This is a genomic window from Acinetobacter sp. IK31, from assembly GCF_035615195.1.
In the GTDB taxonomy this organism is placed as follows: domain Bacteria; phylum Pseudomonadota; class Gammaproteobacteria; order Pseudomonadales; family Moraxellaceae; genus Acinetobacter; species Acinetobacter calcoaceticus_C.
The window spans coordinates 136,809-155,603 of sequence record NZ_JANBOB010000001.1 but is presented as its reverse complement, the minus strand read 5'-3'; the positions used below and the strand labels follow the sequence as shown (position 1 = coordinate 155,603).

At 39.1% G+C, this 18,795-nt stretch carries 18 protein-coding genes; 10 read left to right on the top strand and 8 right to left on the bottom strand.

Features of this window, described 5'->3' with window-relative positions:
- The first annotated feature begins 31 nt into the window (after positions 1-31).
- Entirely contained in the window at positions 32-649 is a 618-nt protein-coding gene (locus tag MSG66_RS00735) for a thiol:disulfide interchange protein DsbA/DsbL (protein ID WP_324651502.1), read from the top strand.
- A 93-nt stretch (positions 650-742) separates the two neighbouring features.
- Here the strand turns inward: MSG66_RS00735 and MSG66_RS00730 are convergent, their stop codons facing one another.
- Positions 743-1,384: a TetR/AcrR family transcriptional regulator gene (locus MSG66_RS00730; protein ID WP_133976036.1), complete on the bottom strand. Its 642-nt coding sequence runs from the start codon at positions 1,382-1,384 to the stop codon at positions 743-745.
- 138 nt (positions 1,385-1,522) lie between these two features.
- Complete coding sequence (locus tag MSG66_RS00725; protein ID WP_003655781.1) at positions 1,523-2,161, bottom strand: TetR family transcriptional regulator; 639 nt, start codon at positions 2,159-2,161, stop codon at positions 1,523-1,525.
- A 173-nt stretch (positions 2,162-2,334) separates the two neighbouring features.
- On the opposite strand from MSG66_RS00725, the gene MSG66_RS00720 reads away from it, so the two are divergent.
- The 6 genes from MSG66_RS00720 to MSG66_RS00695 all read left to right on the top strand — a co-directional run bounded on the left by MSG66_RS00720 (position 2,335) and on the right by MSG66_RS00695 (position 8,468).
- Positions 2,335-3,360, top strand: coding sequence for a ferredoxin reductase (locus MSG66_RS00720; RefSeq protein ID WP_262473587.1), 1,026 nt, complete (start codon positions 2,335-2,337; stop codon positions 3,358-3,360).
- A gap of 33 nt (positions 3,361-3,393) precedes the next feature.
- Positions 3,394-4,557: an acyl-CoA desaturase gene (locus MSG66_RS00715; protein ID WP_324651497.1), complete on the top strand. Its 1,164-nt coding sequence runs from the start codon at positions 3,394-3,396 to the stop codon at positions 4,555-4,557.
- Between the two features lie 174 nt (positions 4,558-4,731).
- Entirely contained in the window at positions 4,732-5,448 is a 717-nt protein-coding gene (rph, locus tag MSG66_RS00710) for a ribonuclease PH (protein ID WP_042898352.1), read from the top strand.
- A 133-nt stretch (positions 5,449-5,581) separates the two neighbouring features.
- Positions 5,582-5,716 (top strand): hypothetical protein, encoded by a 135-nt coding sequence (locus tag MSG66_RS00705; protein WP_255787789.1) that lies wholly within the window; start codon positions 5,582-5,584, stop codon positions 5,714-5,716.
- 21 nt (positions 5,717-5,737) lie between these two features.
- Entirely contained in the window at positions 5,738-7,903 is a 2,166-nt protein-coding gene (locus MSG66_RS00700; RefSeq protein WP_324651494.1) for a phosphocholine-specific phospholipase C, read from the top strand.
- A 397-nt stretch (positions 7,904-8,300) separates the two neighbouring features.
- Entirely contained in the window at positions 8,301-8,468 is a 168-nt protein-coding gene (locus MSG66_RS00695) for a hypothetical protein (protein ID WP_324651492.1), read from the top strand.
- Here MSG66_RS00695 and nadC read toward each other — a convergent pair.
- Positions 8,465-9,310 (bottom strand): carboxylating nicotinate-nucleotide diphosphorylase, encoded by an 846-nt coding sequence (gene nadC, locus MSG66_RS00690; protein ID WP_324651490.1) that lies wholly within the window; start codon positions 9,308-9,310, stop codon positions 8,465-8,467. The two genes, MSG66_RS00695 and nadC, sit on opposite strands and share 4 nt — an antisense overlap.
- A 171-nt stretch (positions 9,311-9,481) precedes the next feature.
- Here nadC and ampD point away from each other — a divergent pair, with 171 nt between their 5' ends.
- Together ampD and murJ are read left to right on the top strand one after the other, a co-directional pair.
- Complete coding sequence (ampD, locus tag MSG66_RS00685) at positions 9,482-10,051, top strand: 1,6-anhydro-N-acetylmuramyl-L-alanine amidase AmpD (RefSeq protein ID WP_324651488.1); 570 nt, start codon at positions 9,482-9,484, stop codon at positions 10,049-10,051.
- A gap of 72 nt (positions 10,052-10,123) precedes the next feature.
- Positions 10,124-11,674: a murein biosynthesis integral membrane protein MurJ gene (gene murJ, locus MSG66_RS00680; RefSeq protein WP_324651486.1), complete on the top strand. Its 1,551-nt coding sequence runs from the start codon at positions 10,124-10,126 to the stop codon at positions 11,672-11,674.
- A 48-nt stretch (positions 11,675-11,722) separates the two neighbouring features.
- On the opposite strand, the gene MSG66_RS00675 is transcribed toward murJ, so the two are convergent.
- The 5 genes from MSG66_RS00675 to MSG66_RS00655 all read right to left on the bottom strand — a co-directional run bounded on the left by MSG66_RS00675 (position 11,723) and on the right by MSG66_RS00655 (position 17,116).
- A complete protein-coding gene (locus MSG66_RS00675; protein WP_324651485.1) occupies positions 11,723-12,418 on the bottom strand; it encodes an FKBP-type peptidyl-prolyl cis-trans isomerase in 696 nt (231 codons plus the stop codon).
- A gap of 49 nt (positions 12,419-12,467) precedes the next feature.
- Positions 12,468-13,193, bottom strand: coding sequence for an FKBP-type peptidyl-prolyl cis-trans isomerase (locus tag MSG66_RS00670; protein ID WP_324651483.1), 726 nt, complete (start codon positions 13,191-13,193; stop codon positions 12,468-12,470).
- Positions 13,194-13,380: 187 nt separating this feature from the next.
- Positions 13,381-15,564, bottom strand: a complete 2,184-nt coding sequence (locus tag MSG66_RS00665; protein ID WP_324651481.1) for a polysaccharide biosynthesis tyrosine autokinase — start codon at positions 15,562-15,564, stop codon at positions 13,381-13,383.
- An 18-nt stretch (positions 15,565-15,582) separates the two neighbouring features.
- Positions 15,583-16,011 (bottom strand): low molecular weight protein-tyrosine-phosphatase, encoded by a 429-nt coding sequence (locus tag MSG66_RS00660; protein ID WP_017389260.1) that lies wholly within the window; start codon positions 16,009-16,011, stop codon positions 15,583-15,585.
- A gap of 4 nt (positions 16,012-16,015) precedes the next feature.
- Complete coding sequence (locus tag MSG66_RS00655; protein WP_324651478.1) at positions 16,016-17,116, bottom strand: polysaccharide biosynthesis/export family protein; 1,101 nt, start codon at positions 17,114-17,116, stop codon at positions 16,016-16,018.
- 369 nt (positions 17,117-17,485) lie between these two features.
- Between MSG66_RS00655 and tviB the strand changes: the two genes are divergently transcribed.
- Positions 17,486-18,781: a Vi polysaccharide biosynthesis UDP-N-acetylglucosamine C-6 dehydrogenase TviB gene (gene tviB / locus MSG66_RS00650; protein ID WP_324651476.1), complete on the top strand. Its 1,296-nt coding sequence runs from the start codon at positions 17,486-17,488 to the stop codon at positions 18,779-18,781.
- Positions 18,782-18,795: the final 14 nt, after the last annotated feature.

Sequence of the window (18,795 nt, the reverse complement as noted above, 5' to 3'; positions counted from 1 at the left end):
TGCATAACAACTTAGAGGAAAAGCTGTAACAATGAAAAATTTGGTTTTGGGTGGTTTGACAGCAGCAATTATGGCCGTATCGGGTAGTGCAATGGCAGCAGATTTTGTTGCTGGTAAAGACTACGCCGTGATTGCCAATCCAGGCAAAGTGGAAGTTCCGGGGAAAATTGAGGTTCGAGAATTCTTTTGGTATGGATGTCCACACTGTTTTAAACTTGAACCGCATATGCAAACGTGGTTAAAACAGATTCCTAAAGATGTACGTTTTGTACGTACACCAGCTGCAATGAATAAAATGTGGGAACAAGGGGCGCGTACATATTATACATCTGAGGCACTAGGTGTACGTAAGCGCACGCATTTACCATTGTTCCATGCGATTATGGTGAACGGGCAGCAAATTTTTGATCAGGCTTCTGCTGCGAAGTTCTTCACTCGTTATGGCGTGCCTGAACAGAAATTTAATAGCACTTACAACTCATTTGCTGTGACTGCAAAAGTTGCAGAGTCAAATAAACTTGCTCAGCAGTACCAATTAACAGGTGTACCTGCTGTAGTGGTAAATGGTAAATATGTTGTGCAGGGTGAAGATGGTAAAGTCACTCAAGTTCTTAATTATTTAATTGAGAAAGAACGTAAAGCCAAATAAGTTGTTTAGGCTTTACTTCAAAAATGGGCTTCATTTGAAGCCCATTTTTATATTTAATTTATCGTTAATTATCACAAAATATTTCAATTAATTTTACTGGTTTTCATCATCAATTTGAAAATTTAAAACATCAAAATTAGCGGTTTGTGTAGGTAGGGATAAAGCTTGGTTAATATATAGATTAATGAGTTTCTGGCGAGAACCAATCGAGCGTTGATAGTAAGTAGAATTCAAAAGAAGTGATGCGCCATAAGTCAGTGACCAGATATAAGACAAATAGTCACGAATCGACATATCATAATTTAATGATTTTAAATAATTTTCAGTAATATCCTTAATAGCTAAAATACGCTGTTGGCGGATTTCATAAAGTTCTTCGAAAAGATGCTTCAACTTAGACTCTGTCATCGTCAGACTTTCTTCAAGTTGATGCAATAGAATCGTTTTACCAGGCGTAAGCAAATGATGAAGCATGTAATGAGGAGCGTACTCTTTGAAATCAGTATTATATTTTTTAGAAATTTCTAAAATTTGCTTTTCATTTTGAATAATTAGCTCAAGTAGAAGCTCATTTTTGCTTCTAAAATGCTTATAAAGTGTACCTTTAGCAATATCTAGCTCGGCCACTAACTCATCTAGAGTAATTTCCTGATTGTTTTCTAATAACAACTTTTCTGCCACGCTTAGAATTTTTTCTTTGCGCATCAAAAACTGTGTATGACGATCAAGATTCATAGGTATTCCTACACCAGTTTGGCCTAACTAATAATTTACTTCCTGTAAAAAAGAAAAAGACTTTTCTCGAAATTTTTAGCCTTTTTCTTTCTCTCTTTACGTATTACCACATAACCTGTTTTTTGTCATTTGCCGCTTTTACCGTTCCCAATTTGCAATCCCTCTAAAGAGTAAGCGAACTTGTGTAGAGGCATTTTCGATAAAGGCAGTTTGTTGCTGTTTGAGCTGCTCGTCTTGATATTGTTTAGATAGGTTGAGCCACGTCATTGCCCATGTAAATGACATGTTGGTCAAAATTGTAGATAAGACATTTAAGTCTTGAGGTTGTTGAATATGTTTAAAATTTTCGAGTTTGGTGAGATCGGTTGTTAAATCTTCAATTAGAAATTCGATTTCTCGGGCAATTGCTGCACGGACCGTTTCTGAACCTCCCCAACGTTCGGAAATCATAAATTGCCACTGCTTAGGGCTATGATTTACCGCCTGAACAAATAGCTCAATGCTGGTTTGAGTTTTGGTCGATTTATGTTGTAAATAACTTTGGCCCAATTGATGTAAAACACTTTTTAAGTGTAGTGCGACTTGATCAACCAGTTCTTTACCAAGTTCATCCATGTCTTGAAAATGACGATAGAACGCTGTCGGTACTAAACCAACTTCACGTGCAACTTCACGCAAACTGATACTACTGAACGAACGCCCAGACGTGCTCAGATGCAAGGCTGCATCGAGAAGTGCCTGACGACTTTGCTGTTTTCGTTCATCCCGTATCGACATTAAAAGAGCCTATTTAAACCGTGAGCCAGAGTCTAACAAAAAAGAGCAAACTTTCATAAAAAAAATAGTGAACAAGTGTTGACTGAGTGAACAGTTATAAATATAGTGTACATATGTTCACTATACGAACATGTGTTCACTCAAATAAATAGCCAGATACAAAAGAGGAACGTATGAACGCAACACTTAATTATCAGCCACATTGGGTTCGAGAAGATTTCGTTGATTTTGTTTTGCAGAAAATTAACGTGACTTGGGCTTGGAAACGGGTACTTGCCAAAGTTACCGCAGTTCAGTCTCTTCATACCGATATGGTGCTCATTAAGCTTAAACCGAATCGTAACTTTAAATTCGATCAGGTACGTGCTGGGCAAAGTATTTTATTAACTCTACTTATAGATGGAGTTTACCAACAGCGTAGTTATTCAATTATTGAAGTGACGAGTGAAGGCGAGATCTCTTTAGGTATTAAAGTACAGGGCTTGGTGTCTAGTGCAGCTCAGCTGTTACATGTTGGTGAGAGTGTTACAATTTCACAGCCACAAGGTGAATTCACACTACATTCAGGTCAACAGCCAGCTATTTTAATTGCTTCAGGTAGTGGAATTACTGCGATCTATTCATTATTGCAGCAAGCGTTGAAACAGCAGCTTGAACAGATTCACGTGATTTATTTCAACCGTGCTGAAGTTTTCCATGCTGAATTAAAAGCTTTGGCAGAAAAGCATCCACAGCTTAAATATCATTTTTTTAATACCACTGCACAAAAGCAGCATTTAACTGAAGATCTATTGCAAAAGTTGGTTCCTGATTACGCGCAGACTGCAACGTACGTGTGTGGACACCACGGCATGATGCAACAGGCAAAAGAAATTTATGCGCAGCAAGATGCTCAGTCGCAGCTTCATCAAGAGTTTTTCATGCCTGTTCAAATCGAACAGTCTAATGAAGCACAACCAATCATATTCCGTCGTTCGCAACAAAACTTTCTTGCCACGACAACGTTATTAAGCAGTGCAGAGCAAGCAGGCTTACGTCCGCAACATGGTTGCCGTATGGGTGTATGCAACCAATGTACGTGTACCAAAGTCAGTGGTGTCACCCAGAATATCTTAACAGGTGAAATTGACGATCAACCCAATCGTGCAATTAAATTATGCGTGAACCAAGCCCTTAGCCCAGTCACGATTGATCTATAAAAACAAACATAAAAGAGATTTGAGGATACCCTTATGAATATGGCAGTGGAAATTAAAGCAACATCAAAATCGGCACATTTAACCCCAGAGCAAACAGAAGCTTTTGGTCGCCGTATTGAAGAAATTCGTCTTGAAGTGATGAAAGATCTCGGGGAAGAAGATTCAAAATATATTTACAAAGTACGTAATTTTGTACGCTACACCGAAATTGCATCACGTGGCATGTTGATGTTTGGTGGTTGGATTCCACCAGTATGGTTGTTGGGTACCGCTATGCTAGGCGTATCTAAAATCGTTGAAAACATGGAACTCGGTCATAATGTGATGCATGGTCAGTTTGACTGGTTAAATGATCCGGCACTTAACGGTGCAACCTATGACTGGGATACGGTGTGTACGGGTGAAGACTGGAAATATACCCATAACTATAAGCATCATACCTATACCAATGTGTTTGGCATGGATCATGATATTAGCGGTTATGGTGTGATGCGCATGAGCCGTGAGCAAAAGTGGGAACCCCGTTTTTTATTCAACGTGCCAATGGGTTTTGTATTGTCAACGGGTTTTGAATGGCTATTAGCTTTGCAACGTCTAGAGATGGAAAAAGTGTTGTTTGATGGCACCAAAACTTGGAAAGAAGTGTATGTAGAATCTAAAAATCTACGTAAAAAAATGGTACGTCAGTTTGGGAAAGATTATGTGTTGTTCCCACTAATTGCAGGACCAATGTTCTTGCCAGTATTGGCGGGTAACTTTTTTGCTAACTTGATTCGTAACTACTGGGCATCGACCGTGATTTATTGTGGTCATTTCACAGAAGACTCTGAAATTATCACTGACAATATTGATAATGAAACCAAAGCAGAGTGGTATTTGCGTCAGATTCGTGGTTCAGCAAACTTTACTGGCGGTAAAATCATGCATTTCTTGAGTGGTAACTTGAGTCATCAAATTGAACATCACTTGTTTCCTGATGTACCTGCCAACCGCTATCAAGAGATGGCACCTAAAGTACGTGAAGTCTGTGCAGAGTTTGGTCAACAGTACAATACCGCGCCCTTTGGATCTCAGATTGTGAGTGTGTATAAACGTCTGGCTGTTCACTCTTTGCCTGATAATATGGTTGATCGTTTGGTGGCGACCAAGCGGACTTTTGTTGAGGCGGTGAAGGGCATGTTTGGCAAAGCTGCTTAATAAAGATAGATCATTATTTAAGACATTCCAAATAGCTCCTTTTAAGGGGCTATTTTTATTTTTGAGTCATTAAAAGTGCAGACTTACATTTGAAAGTAGGGAATAAACTCAACCTGTCAAAATCCTTTGCTATACTATACCCAGATTTGTATTTAAGAGAAGTTAGGAAGGATTATGCGTATTGACCAACGTGAATTAGACCAGTTACGTGAAGTGAAAATCACACGTAACTATACCCGTTACGCAGAAGGTTCAGTTCTGGTTGAGTTTGGTCATACCAAAGTATTGTGTACTGCAAGTATCGATAATTCGGTTCCACGGTTTTTGAAAGGAAAAGGACAGGGCTGGGTCACTGCTGAATATGGCATGTTACCGCGCTCAACCCATACCCGTAGTGACCGTGAAGCAGCGCGTGGTAAACAGTCGGGCCGGACACAGGAAATCCAGCGCCTGATTGGTCGTAGCTTACGTGCTATGGTTGATTTGAAGAAGCTTGGCGAAAACACGATTACCATCGACTGTGATGTGATTCAGGCAGATGGTGGGACACGTACGGCAGCAATTACTGGTGCGGCTGTAGCATTGGTTGATGCTATGAATGTTTTGTTATCTCAAAAGAAAATTAAGCATGATCCGCTTAAAGGATTAGTTGCTGCAATTTCTGTTGGTATTTATCAAGACGAAGTGTTACTTGATCTTTGTTATGAAGAAGATTCGAACTGTCAAACTGACTTAAACGTGGTGATGACACAAGCTGGCGAATTTATTGAAATTCAAGGTACAGCTGAAGATAAACCATTTACTCGTGCACAAAGCAATGACATGTTAGAAATGGCAGAAAAGGGAATTGCCGAGCTAGTTAAAAAGCAACAAGAAGCTTTAGGCTGGTAATTTTACGCTTTCTCAAAAACGCATCTTCGGGTGCGTTTTTTTATGCCTTCATCAAATCGACATAAAAACATCACTTGCCTGTCACTTTTACGCTTTATTAGTAGTTCGCATTTAAACCGTTTGGAAAAAACCAATGCGAAAACTTTCACTTCTACTAATTACCTCTTTAGCACTGATGCTCAGTGCTTGTAACGATGATAACGACTCAGACAATTCATCGCCAACAACACCGCCAACCAGTAATTGCAAAATGCACTGTGCACCATAATAAGAACTCAGGATAGAACTAATGAACCGTCGCGAATTTCTTTTAAATTCTACAAAAACTATGTTTGGGACAGCAGCGTTAGCGAGTTTCCCGCTTAGTATTCAAAAAGCCTTAGCTATTGATGCCAAAGTTGAAAGTGGAACTATTCAAGATGTTAAACACATTGTGATTTTGACTCAGGAAAACCGCTCTTTCGATAACTATTTTGGAACACTAAAAGGTGTACGTGGTTTTGGCGACCGCTTTACCATTCCAATGACCGAAGGCCGGAAAGTATGGGAGCAATATGATGCGAAAAAAAATAAAATATTGCCTTATCATTTGGATAGCCGCTTAGGAAATGCGCAGCGTGTTTCAGGTACGCCGCATTCATGGTCTGATGGCCAAGCCGCTTGGGATAATGGCCGAATGAGCGATTGGGTCGCTTATAAAAAGCCGCAGTCGATGGGGTACTACAAAAAACAGGAAGTTGAATATCAGTTTGCTTTAGCTAATGCTTTTACCATTTGTGATGCTTACCACTGTGCCATGCATGCGGGAACTAACCCAAACCGTAAGTTTATCTGGACTGGAACCAATGGTCCTACAGGTGCAGGCGTTGCCAGTGTTGTAAATGAATTTGATGGTATTGGACCATCAACAGAAGGCTATGAATGGACGACCTATCCTGAGCGCTTACAGCAGGCTGGCGTGACATGGAAAGTTTACCAAAACATGCCAGATAACTTTACAGATAACCCGTTAGCTGGTTTCAAACAGTACCGCCGTGCAAATGAGCAGTCAGGGCAACCTGTAAGTAATGATGTTCTCGTTTGCCCTGCATACGATGAAAAGATTGATGCAACACAGCCACTTTACAAAGGTATTGCCAATACTATGTCTGATGGTGGTTTTTTAGGAACTTTTAAAGCTGATATTGCACAAGGTAAATTGCCGCAAGTGAGTTGGTTAGTTGCTCCTGCAACCTATAGCGAACACCCTGGGCCATCTAGTCCTGTACAGGGCGCTTGGTATATGCAAGAAGTACTAAATGCTTTAACTGAAAATCCTCAAGTTTGGAGCCAGACGGTTTTATTGGTGAACTTTGATGAGAATGATGGCTTCTTTGACCATATTCCTTCACCAAGTGCACCATCTAAAGATGAAAAAGGTGTAGTTCAGGGGAAAACGACTTTAAGTGACCAACAAGTGTCTTATGAGTACTTTAATCATCCAGCAGTTGCTACGGCAAAATCTCAACCCGCAACAGATGGGCGTGTTTATGGACCGGGTGTGCGCGTTCCAATGTATGTGATTTCACCGTGGAGTCGTGGGGGATGGGTAAACTCTCAAGTCTTTGACCATACCTCTATTTTACAGTTCTTGGAAAAACGCTTTGGTGTGCAAGAACCAAATATCAGTCCATACCGCCGTGCCGTGTGTGGTGATTTGACTACAGCTTTTGATTTTAAAACCCCGAACCTTTTACCTGTCTCTGAACTAGACGGTAAGAAAACAAAAGCAGAAGCCGATGCTATTCGCGTGGCTCAAGCTTTATTGCCACAAGTTCCGGTTCCAAGCCAGCAACAATTTGCACAGCAGGAAATGGGCATTAGACCTTCACGTGCTTTGCCTTATATTTTGCATACCAGTGCTAAAGTTGATGCAATACAAAAGACTGTAAAACTGATGTTCTCAAATACAGGTAAGCAAGCAGCGGTTTTCCATGTCTATAACCGATTAGATCTTGCAGCAATTCCACGTCGTTATATGGTTGAGGCAGGTAAACAGCTTGATGATGTCTGGAATGCTCCAACTGGGCAGTACGATTTATGGGTGCTTGGTCCAAATGGTTTCCATCGTGCTTTTAAAGGTAATTTAAGCCAAGCTAACCAGACTCAAGCATTGCCGGAAATTAGAGTGTGTGTGGAAGCATGTGATGCGAATTTGTATTTAAAAGTGCGTCATGATGGTAATAAGTCTGTCAAGCTGACAGTCAAAGCAAATGCTTATCTTGCAAATAAGACATGGACCATAGAAACAGATCATTCTGAAAAAGAACTGGTTTGGGATATGTCTGAATTTGGTGGTTGGTACGACTTCACTGTGACATTAGCTGATGATACTACTTTTAGCCGTCGCTTTGCTGGCCGTATTGAAACCCAAGAAGATTCAATTTCTGATCCATATATGGGTTATTTAGTGTAATGGATGAGTGATTAAGCTGAAGTTTTGGGTTAATAATTTATTTTAAATTAGCTAGCACGACGGAGTCTTATCATTTATTCATCCAGTGGAAGTAGCTAATTCGTTACTTTGGTTTTGCCCAAAGTAACCAAATGCATTTGTCATCTACAAAACCTGTTCTCTTTCTGCATATATCTGATTTATTGCAAAAACAATATATTTATAGATTTTGGGCAGGTTGTAGATGACATCTCACACAATCTAATGTTGGGAAATATAAATGAAGAGAGGTACTATCTTGTGGTGTAGATGAATAATAAAAATAAAGACTTACCTTTTGTAACACAACCTCCTAAGCCTGATCATATTTATCTTTTACCTTGGAACCCTGATTTTTTTAAAGTAATGGGGAAAATTTATGCTACAAGGTTTTATTGTATTATTAGCAGTAGTGACATTTGTTTTAATGGCTGCTGACCCACGTGATGGTGAGGCGCAAGCGACTCAGTCAGCATGGCAAAAAACACAAGCGGCAGACATGACCAAGTCGCAAAAAAATACTAGTAACGATGTAGACTTTATTTAAGCATTAAAACGCATTGATAAATCAACAGCTCTAACGTCTTTAGTCAGTACACCCATAGAAATGTAGTCAACGCCAGTAGTGGCAACTTCGCGCAAGTTTTCAATGGTGATATTACCTGATGCCTCTAACTTACAACGGCCTGCAACATGTTTAACGGCATCAATCATCTGCTGTTGGCTGAAGTTATCAAGCATAACAATATCTGCCCCAGCTTCGAGCGCTTGGTTTAGCTCATCCCAAGTTTCAACTTCGACTTCAACGGGTTTACCCGGTGCAATTTGATGGGCTTTGGCAATTGCCTGAGCAATACCACCAGCCGCCATAATATGGTTTTCTTTAATTAAGAACGCATCGAATAAACCTAGACGATGGTTTTGACCACCACCAATAGCCACAGCATATTTCTGTGCAATACGTAAGCCCGGTAAGGTTTTGCGTGTATCGAGAAGTTTTGTATTTAAACCTTCGAGCTGTTGAACATATTCAGCAGTTTTCGTTGCAACCGCCGATAAAGTCTGAATAAAGTTTAAAGCAGGGCGCTCTACAGTAAGTAAGCTACGTGCAGAACCTGCAAGTTTTAAAAATGCCTCATTTGCAGCAACACGGTCACCTTCTTGTTTTAACCAAGTTACCTGCACCGTATTGTCATAGGCTGAGATGAGTGCATTAACCCAAGGCTGTCCAGCTAAAACCATATCTTCACGACTAATAATGGTCGCAGTGGCTTGCTCATCTTCGGGTGTGAGCATAGCGGTAATATCACCGTCCCCAATATCTTCTTGTAATGCTTGCTGAATATTGATTTGAATTGATTGTTCAAGCAAAGATTGAGGTATGCTCATACGGTTTCCATTTTGTAGATGACCCTAAAACTTGCGATATATTAGCACCGTCGACTTTAAAAATAAGCTGTTTTATCAGATTAATCGCGATAAACAATCGCATTTACTACTTTGAAAAGAAGATAACTGCTTTAAACTAAAACAATTGGCAAGCAATTTATTGGCATCTCAATGAAGCAAATTACACCGTATGAAGTTATAGATGGGCAATTAAAAGGGGCGAGACAAATCCCTTCTCCAAATTTTAACCAGCGTCCGACTGGTACCGAAATTCAAATGATTGTGGTTCATAATATTAGTTTGCCGCCATCTCAATTTGGAGGCGGATATATTGAGCAGTTTTTTCAAAATAAATTAGATTGGTCAGTTCATCCTTATTTTCAAACTATTGAGGGGATGCAGGTTTCTACGCATTTGCTGATTTTACGTAGTGGAGAAGTCCTTCAGTTTGTTAATTTTAACGATCGGGCATGGCATGCAGGGCGTTCGAGTTATTTAGCCAAAGTAGAATGCAATGATTATTCAATTGGGATAGAGCTTGAAGGAAGTGATGATTTGCCCTTTGAAGAAGTACAATACGATGTATTAACCGACGTCGTTACTGCCATTCGTCAGGCTTATCCTGAAATTAAAAACCATATTACAGGACATTCAGATGTTGCGCCCGGCCGAAAAACTGATCCAGGGCCTTATTTTAAATGGCAGCACTTTAGACAATTACTTGCTCAGAAAAAAAGTTGAGTTCATTCATCATTTCACAACGAAAAGATTTTCTAGTTTCATTACAATAGCGTCTTTCGAATATAGCTGTAGGTGAGTACGATGGCATTGTGGCGATCGACTTTTATTGTCAGTGCAATGACGATGTTGTCACGAGTGTTAGGGTTAGTGCGTGACGTCGTATTGCTCAACGTGTTTGGTGCGGGTAAAGATTTCGATACCTTCGTCGTCGCTTTTCGTATTCCCAACTTCTTTCGACGATTGTTTGCCGAAGGTGCCTTTTCTCAAGCCTTTATTCCAGTATTAACTGAATATAAAACAGGCCGAGCACACGCTGAAGTGCAGATTTTGATTAGTCGGGTATTTGGCTGCTTGTTAACAGTCATGACACTACTAACTTTTGTTGCTATGGTTTTAGCCCCTGCAATCATTTATATGTACGCACCTGGTTTCCATAGCGATCCTGAAAAGTTCGATTTAGCAGTCAGCATGTTTCGTCTGACCATCCCTTATTTATTGTTTATGTCGCTGACAGCTTTTGCCAGCAGTATTTTAAATAGTTATGGTTCGTTTGCTTCACCAGCTTTTTCACCAGTGTTGCTGAATGTCGCGATGATTGCCGGGGCATGGTGGCTTACGCCGTATATGGCTGAACCGATCAAAGCATTAGGCTGGTCAGTTGTTGTGGCGGGTGTTTTGCAGTTAGCGATACAAATTCCAGAGCTATGGCGTAAAAACCTGCTGATCCCACCTAAAGTTGATTTTAAACATGAAGGTGTAGAGCGTATTTTAAAATTAATGCTTCCAGCATTATTTGGGGTATCTGTTACCCAGATTAACCTATTATTAAATACGATTTGGGCATCTTTCATGCAAGATGGTTCAGTATCTTGGCTCTACAGTGCAGAGCGTATGACTGAGTTGCCGTTAGGTTTAATCGGGGTTGCGATTGGTACAGTGATTTTACCTTCACTTTCTGCTCGTCATGCAGAACAAGATCAAGCAAAGTTCCGCGGTATGATCGACTGGGCTGCAAAAATTATTGTATTGGTTGGTTTACCAGCAAGTATTGCTTTATTTATGCTTTCTACACCAATCATTCAGGCATTATTCCAGCGTGGCGAGTTTGACCTACGTGATACACAAATGACAGCTCTAGCACTGCAATGTATGAGTGCAGGCGTGATTTCATTTATGTTGATTAAAGTCTTTGCACCTGGTTTCTATGCACAGCAAGATACCAAAACACCAGTACGTGTCGGTTTAATGTCAGTTGCAGCGAATGCTATTTTAAACGTTGTATTTATTGGTTTCTTTAAATTGATTGATTGGCATGCAGAGCATATGGCACTTGCATTGGCATCTTCAGGCTCGGCTTTAGTGAATGCGGGTTTACTCTACTTCTATTTACATAAACGTAATATTTTCCGATTTGATTCGCATTGGAAAAAATTAGGACTTCAATATGGTTTGGCGAACCTTGCCATGATTGCAGCGCTTTGGTTTGCGTTAAATTGGTACAACGGTGAACTTTCACAGTGGTTACGTGTTGCCGAAGTGGTTGGATTATGTGTCGTCGGCGTAGTTGCTTATCTGGTTGCTCTCGTTGTTACAGGTTTTCGTCCTAGAGACTTAAAACACTAAAAATAAAAAAGCGATCTTAAATGATCGCTTTTTTTATATCTAATGAATTTATTTCGGTAAAACTTGTAGTAATTCAATATCAAAAATTAAAGTACTGTTTGGGCCAATACTGTCGCCAGCACCGACCTCACGATAAGCAAGATTAGCCGGAATAAAGAAGCGAGTCTTTCCGCCTTCTTTCATGGTCTGTAGACCTTCTGTCCAACCTGTAATCACTTGACTGAGCTGAAACTCAACTGGATGATTACGGGCAATAGAACTATCAAATACAGTCCCATCTAGTAAACGACCTTCATAATTTACTTTAACACGAGATGTGGCTTTCGGTTTTTGACCATTACCTTCTTTTAATACTTGGTATTGAAGACCAGATTTAGTCGTGATTACACCTGATTTTTTTGCATTGTCAGCTAGAAATTTTGTACCAGCCAGAGCATTCTGTTGCCCTGTTCTTTGAAATTCGACGAGTTGTTTGGCTTCTAAGGTTTTCTTATAGTCATTAATCGCTTTTGCCATTTCTTCATCAGTTAGGCGTGCTGTTTTACTTTGTGCGCCTTCTTGAAGACCTTGGTAAAAAGTATCAAGATTTAGATCTGTTAATGCATCAGTATTATTACGGCCCATCAAATAGCCATAACTATAGCTAAATTGTTCTTTTGCTGGGCTTTTATTCGTTATAGGAGTTGCAGCAAAAACAGATAAACTCATTGTTGATGTTGCAATAATTAGACCAATTTTTTTCATGCCGTTTTCCAAAAAAAAGGAGAGTAGTGTTCTACTCTCCTGAATGTTTTTATTTCACTGAAATGAGTTCTACATCAAAAATCAGTGTACTGTTTGCTGGAATGCCAGGAACTTCCTGAGGGCCATAGGCAAGATTTGATGGAATGAAGAACGTCGCTTTACCGCCTTCTTTCATCAATTGAAGTCCTTCAGTCCAGCCTGGAATAACCTGATTGAGTGGAAACTCAACTGGCTCACCGCGTTTATAAGAACTATCAAAAACCTGACCATTAATTAAACGGCCTTCGTAATGTACTTTAACTATAGACTGTGCAGTAGGTTGTTTACCTGTGCCTTCTTTAGTAATGATATATTGCAAGCCAGACGCCGTAGTTTTTACGCCAGCTTTTGTTTTATTTTCTGCAAGGAATTGAGCATCGGCAGACTCAGGAGCAGCACCAGCAGCTTGTTCTGGTTTATTCTGTTGCTGCATTTTTTGCTGCAATTCTTTTTCATAAGCGCCTACAGCAGCTTTCAACTCTTCTTGAGTATAAGCACTTGGCTGCTTGCTGCGAGCATCATGAATCCCTTTCACAAATGATTTTGTATCTAGCTCAGGTGGAGTTTGCTGAGCAACTTCATATCCAAGAACATAACTAATTTTTTCAATTGGGGTGGCATTTTTATTTGCCTTGCTTCCGACTTCTGTGGTCGGATGTTGGCTTGCATAATATACTGGTACAAGTGCAGCACCGCCTAAAACTACAGCGACAGCAATGGGTAAGGCTTTACTCATAAAAGGTTCCAAAAATAATCATTTGAGTCTAAAAAGGCTGCTTTTGATCTTAGCATGCTTAAGCATAGAATGTTTAAGAAAAAAAACGAGTGGTTTTTTATATATTTTAGTTAGTTTTAATGTGCTTAAGCTTAAAAAATCATAAAAAAACCGGATCATTTGATCCGGTTTTTTTATGATTTTACGCTTAATCTTCTTTTTGTGCTTTATATGCGTAAGCGTAGTTATAGCCGTAACCGTAACCCGCGCTAGCACGTTGAATGTCGTTAAGAATAAAGCCGTTGACTTTAACACCCGCTTGTTCAAAGCGATTAAGTGTTAATTCAAGTTCTTTCATTTGTGATTTAGCATAACGAGCAACAATTAAATTCACACCAGTATATTGCGAAATAATAATACCGTCAGTTACAGCAAGCACTGGTGGAGTATCAATAATAATGTGGTCATATTGACTTTGTAGCTGCTCAAGTAATTCTTTAAATTGGTTTGAGCTTAGAATTTCTGAAGGATTTGTTGGGCTCTTACCACGTGTAATCACATCAAGGTTAGCAACTTGAGTTTTGTGAAGTGCCTGCTGAAGATCAGCTTGCCCACTTAATAATTCAGAAAGACCTGGCTTTACGTCAACATCAAAGTATTTGTGCATATAACCACGACGCATATCGGCATCAATCAGTAACACACGCTTATCACCTTGTGCAAAAATTGTTGCAAGGTTAGTCGAAATAAAGGATTTACCTACTTCTGGTGACGGGCCTGCAATCATAATGATATTATTTTTCGCACTCGCCAATGCAAAGTGAATCGCAGTACGGATACTACGTAAGCTCTCAATTGCAATATCATCACTATTTTTAACAGCAAGAATAGGAATACTCTTCTTCTTCTTTAAAATCTTGATGCGACTTTCTTGAACTGGAGAGCGTGGAACTGTTGCATAAACTGGTAAATCCAGTTCATTCTCAATTTGTCCAGAATCTTTAATTCCTGTACGTAACATATTACGTAACAAGGCAATTAATGTTCCTATAAAACCGCCTAAGAATAAAGATAAGATAAGGACTTGTAACTTTTTAGGTTTAATTGGCTCAACTGGTTCAACAGCAGTATCAACGACACGTACATTGCCAATTTCACCAGCTTTTGCAATTCGAAGCTGTTGGTAAGAGTTTAATAAAGCAGTGTAAAGCTGCGTTTTTACCTCAACCTCGCGGTACAATTGTAAATATTGACGTTGTACATCTGGCAATTGTTTTAGCGTACTGTTGAGTTCACCAATTTGCTTATTAATGGCACCCAACTGTCCATTAATTTCACGCATTGCAGGGTGTTCAGCGGTGTATTTTGCCGCCATTTCCGCTTGTTTTTGTTCAAACTCAGCTTTTTTAGTTTCTAAGGTGATACTTTGAGTCAAGTACAACTCAGATTCTTTAGTCACATCAACCGTGTTGTATTGTTGACGGAATTTATTAAACTGACGTTCTGCATCATCAAGTTGTTTTTTTAGATCTGGCAGTTGTTCATCCAAAAACTTTAATGTTTGAGCAGACTCAGCAGAGCGACGTTCAATATTTTGTGCACTATAAGTTGCTAAAATTGCATTTAGAACTTTGGTAATATGTTCCTTGTCTTGACCTTGGTAGTTTAGACCTAACACCCCTGTAAGTTTTCCACGTTCAGCAACTGAGTAGTTTGAACTAATCGCATTTACAGCAGCAGGAATAGATAAGTTTTTAATGTTATAAGTTGTATCAAACTGGTTTTTTGTGAAGATCGCAACTTTCCAAGATCCATGTGGTCCTGCAACTTGGTTTAGCTGATTAAGAGGAACATTTAATATAACTTCTTCAGTTGTTGGATCAGTTAAACGTAAAGATTGCTTATCAAAGTTAAGATGTAAGGTTTTATCTAGGTAATACGCTGGAATTTCTAATGTACGAATTTCAAAACTTTTAAGCCCATCCTTAAAGATAACTGATTTTTTATTATATTCAGTTTTATATTCAGTATCGCTTAATAAGCGATGACTAAAAGTATTCTCTGTGCTGGAAATTTTTATATTCAGATGCAAGTCTTTAATGACTGAACCCAATACTAAACGAGATTTTAAAATTTCAATTTCGGCTTGAGCAGGGGACTTTTGCTCAATCATATTGGACAGATCCCCTAATAGTGCAGCAGAAGCTCCCTTACTGTCTTCTACTTGAACTAGTGCATCAACGGAGTAAGTATTTGGAGTGACACGTAAGTAGAGTAGAGCACATACAAGACTTAAAATAACGCATAGAGCGATAAGCTTCCACTGTGCAATGAGTGAAAAAAACAATTCTTTTAAATCGATTGTATCTTCGGTATTCGTATTTTGGTTCATAAGCTTAAAATCTAGGCGTTAAATATAAGGTTTCCAGTCAGCAATACACTGTTGAATAAGCTGGCAGGTTTGATCAAAAATAGCTTGATCATGCTGATAAGGATCTGGCACATTTCTATTTTGCCAGTGACCCAAACGATAAGTTTTACCTTTTGCAAAAGGCCAAGTTTGTTCAATATGTTTTTGCTGGTTGTGACTCATGACCAAAATCAGGTCAGCTTTTTTAATGTGTTCAGCACTTAGTTTTCTAGCAATATGGGGTTGCATATCGATACCTAAGCGCTGCATACAAAGTTGTGCTTTATTGTCAGCTTGATGGCCTATAAGCCCTGAAATGCCAGCAGATTCAATATTTAATTGGGGGTATTGCTGCTTTAAGAAATATTCTGCCATAGGACTACGACAGATATTTCCAATGCAAACCACTAAAATATTTTTAATTTGCATAATATTATTGTCCCAAACGGTCTATGTTATATAAAGCATTTGAGAATGGAATAATTTGATTAATCACACGCTGCCAGCGGGTCAGGCCAGTCGCATCAACATACACAATATCATTACTGCGTAATTTAAACTGATTGGCTAAACCAAAGTCACCAATACTGAGTAGGTTTAAATGATATATCTCAGTAGTATGATCATTTGGATTAGTACGAACTATATAAATTTTGCTTGCACTGCCAGAAGCTGGATTAATACCTAAACTCTCTCCTAAGGCATCACTTAACGTCATACCTTGATCACGCATTGGTAAGGCTTGACTTTTCCCAGCTTCACCCATGACATAAATTTTCTGGTTTTCACGAGTACTCACATAAATTGTGTCATTGGGTTGAACCAATAGCTTATGTAATGAATATCCGGCTTTTTCTAAATCGATCGTATTTAAGTTGTAGGTTCGACCATTTCGAATGAGTTGAATATAAGTATTATCGCCCATTGTAGTGACGCCACCAGCCATACCTAGAGCTGAGTATACACTTACTGGTTGATCACTTAGGTAGAATTGCCCACCTTTAGTAACACTCCCTTGTACAGAGAAGCGTTGGCCCTCATAGGAGAGTACGCGAACTATCACATCAGGGTTTTTTAAGAAGTGGGAAAGTTGGCTACGAAGTTCGCGATTGACTTGAGCAAGTGACTTACCAGCAGCCTTATAACGACCAACTAGAGGAAATTGAATGTATCCGCTCTGGTCAATAGGGTAACCATTGGCTTGAATTGATTGCTCGTTACTAATGCCATTCACAGGTGGCGTAATTTCAGGGTAAGCCCAAAGCTGAATAGAGAGAGTATCTCCGGGACTTAAGCGGTAAATAGGTTGTTGATTTTTAAATAAGCTTACATAGTCGCGTTGATAGTCAATTTGAGCAGGTTGAATTGCTGGTATTGTTTCTTGAGAGATTTTAACGACGTTAACCGTAGTACCGAGATCTGTTTTATAAATCCCTTCACTTGGAATATCATAAGTTTGTAAGCCGGAAGTAACCGCACAGCTGGCAGCACTTAAACTTAAGGTAAGAATAGAGAAAAACTGGCAATACTTCACACGCGACCCTTTGTGTATTTATCTTTAATTGATATCGTCCACTGCATAGTAACAAGTGTCTATTTAAACTAAACGCAGGATGGACAGATTCTAGCTGAAAAGAAATGAAAAAACACCGAAAAATAGTAGAGCTTTGTATGTTTAGTTTATCTACGCCAGCTAAGTTGGTTATAGGAAATTAATAGAAATGTTAAAAGATATTATTTTTAACAGAATTGTTTAACTGGAGATACTTGCATTGTAAACACTTTTATACAATTGCAATACGGAGAGTAGAAAAAAACTGATATAGTTACGCTCGGCGATATTCAGTTAACATGCAACATATATTTAATAGATACAATCTTGTAAGGAAAAAGGCTAACTTTTATGCAACTTGCCGATTTAAGAATAGCGATTATAGGTTTAGGGTATGTAGGCTTGCCATTGGCAGTTGAGTTTGGAAAAAAAGGGCCAGTAATAGGGTTTGATATTAACAAAAACCGTATTAATGAATTAAAAAATGGTCAAGACCATACTTTAGAAGTTTCGCCAGAAGAGCTTCTAAAAGCAGAACAATTAAGTTTTAGTTCAAATTTAGATGATTTAAAAACAAGTAATTTTTTTATTGTAACTGTTCCTACACCTGTCGATCAGGTGAATCGTCCTGATTTAACTCCCTTGAAAAAAGCAAGTGAGACTGTAGGGCAAGCTTTAAAGAAAGGCGATATAGTTGTATATGAATCTACAGTATATCCAGGCGCAACAGAAGAAGTCTGTATTCCGATATTAGAAAAAATATCGGGCCTCAAATTTAACCAAGATTTCTTTGCCGGTTATAGTCCTGAACGTATTAATCCAGGTGATAAAGTTAATACGCTAACTAAAATTAAAAAGATTACGAGCGGTAGCACTCCCGAAGTGGCAGATACTGTAGATGCAGTGTATGCAAGCATTATTACTGCAGGCACTCACAAAGCAACTAGTATTAAAGTTGCAGAAGCTGCCAAAGTGATTGAAAACACGCAACGTGATTTAAATATTGCTTTAGTGAATGAGCTATCTGTGATTTTTGATCGTATCGGTATTGATACTTTAGATGTGTTAGAAGCAGCAGGCAGTAAATGGAACTTTTTACCATTCCGTCCTGGATTAGTTGGGGGACATTGCATTGGTGTAGACCCTTACTACTTGACTCATAAAGCCGAAGAAGTTGGTTATCATCCACAAGTAATTCTTGCAGGCCGTCGTATTAATGACAACATGGCACGCTATGTAGCGCGTAACACGATTAAGCTTATGCTTCAAAATGGTATTGATGTACCTCGTGCAAAAGTTGGTGTACTCGGAGTAACTTTTAAAGAAAACTGCCCTGACATCCGCAATAGTAAAGTGGCCGATCTTATTAAAGAGTTAGAATTTTGGGGAGCACAAGTCGTAGTGGCAGACCCATGGGCAGATGCAGATGAAGTTAGACATGAGTATGGTGTTGAGCTTGGAAAAGTTGATGCTCAAAACCCTGTAGATAGCGTCATTGTTGCGGTAGGCCATAACGAATTCCGCTCACTTTCTGCAAATGAGCTGCGCAGTTACGTGAAGAGTGAAAAACCTGTATTGGCTGATGTGAAGAGCCTATTTAATCGTACAGAAATGTCAGATGCAGGCTTCACCGTATTCCGTCTCTAATTTTATCTTATTAT

Bases quoted from the DNA above. Each gene is read 5' to 3' on its own strand.
- MSG66_RS00735 (WP_324651502.1), top strand. From the start codon at position 32: ATGAAAAATTTGGTTTTGGGTGGTTTGACAGCAGCAATTATGGCCGTA.
- MSG66_RS00730 (WP_133976036.1), bottom strand. From the start codon at position 1,384: ATGAATCTTGATCGTCATACACAGTTTTTGATGCGCAAAGAAAAAATT.
- MSG66_RS00725 (WP_003655781.1), bottom strand. From the start codon at position 2,161: ATGTCGATACGGGATGAACGAAAACAGCAAAGTCGTCAGGCACTTCTC.
- MSG66_RS00720 (WP_262473587.1), top strand. From the start codon at position 2,335: ATGAACGCAACACTTAATTATCAGCCACATTGGGTTCGAGAAGATTTC.
- MSG66_RS00715 (WP_324651497.1), top strand. From the start codon at position 3,394: ATGAATATGGCAGTGGAAATTAAAGCAACATCAAAATCGGCACATTTA.
- rph (WP_042898352.1), top strand. From the start codon at position 4,732: ATGCGTATTGACCAACGTGAATTAGACCAGTTACGTGAAGTGAAAATC.
- MSG66_RS00705 (WP_255787789.1), top strand. From the start codon at position 5,582: ATGCGAAAACTTTCACTTCTACTAATTACCTCTTTAGCACTGATGCTC.
- MSG66_RS00700 (WP_324651494.1), top strand. From the start codon at position 5,738: ATGAACCGTCGCGAATTTCTTTTAAATTCTACAAAAACTATGTTTGGG.
- MSG66_RS00695 (WP_324651492.1), top strand. From the start codon at position 8,301: ATGCTACAAGGTTTTATTGTATTATTAGCAGTAGTGACATTTGTTTTA.
- nadC (WP_324651490.1), bottom strand. From the start codon at position 9,310: ATGAGCATACCTCAATCTTTGCTTGAACAATCAATTCAAATCAATATT.
- ampD (WP_324651488.1), top strand. From the start codon at position 9,482: ATGAAGCAAATTACACCGTATGAAGTTATAGATGGGCAATTAAAAGGG.
- MSG66_RS00675 (WP_324651485.1), bottom strand. From the start codon at position 12,418: ATGAAAAAAATTGGTCTAATTATTGCAACATCAACAATGAGTTTATCT.
- MSG66_RS00670 (WP_324651483.1), bottom strand. From the start codon at position 13,193: ATGAGTAAAGCCTTACCCATTGCTGTCGCTGTAGTTTTAGGCGGTGCT.
- MSG66_RS00665 (WP_324651481.1), bottom strand. From the start codon at position 15,564: ATGAACCAAAATACGAATACCGAAGATACAATCGATTTAAAAGAATTG.
- MSG66_RS00660 (WP_017389260.1), bottom strand. From the start codon at position 16,011: ATGCAAATTAAAAATATTTTAGTGGTTTGCATTGGAAATATCTGTCGT.
- tviB (WP_324651476.1), top strand. From the start codon at position 17,486: ATGCAACTTGCCGATTTAAGAATAGCGATTATAGGTTTAGGGTATGTA.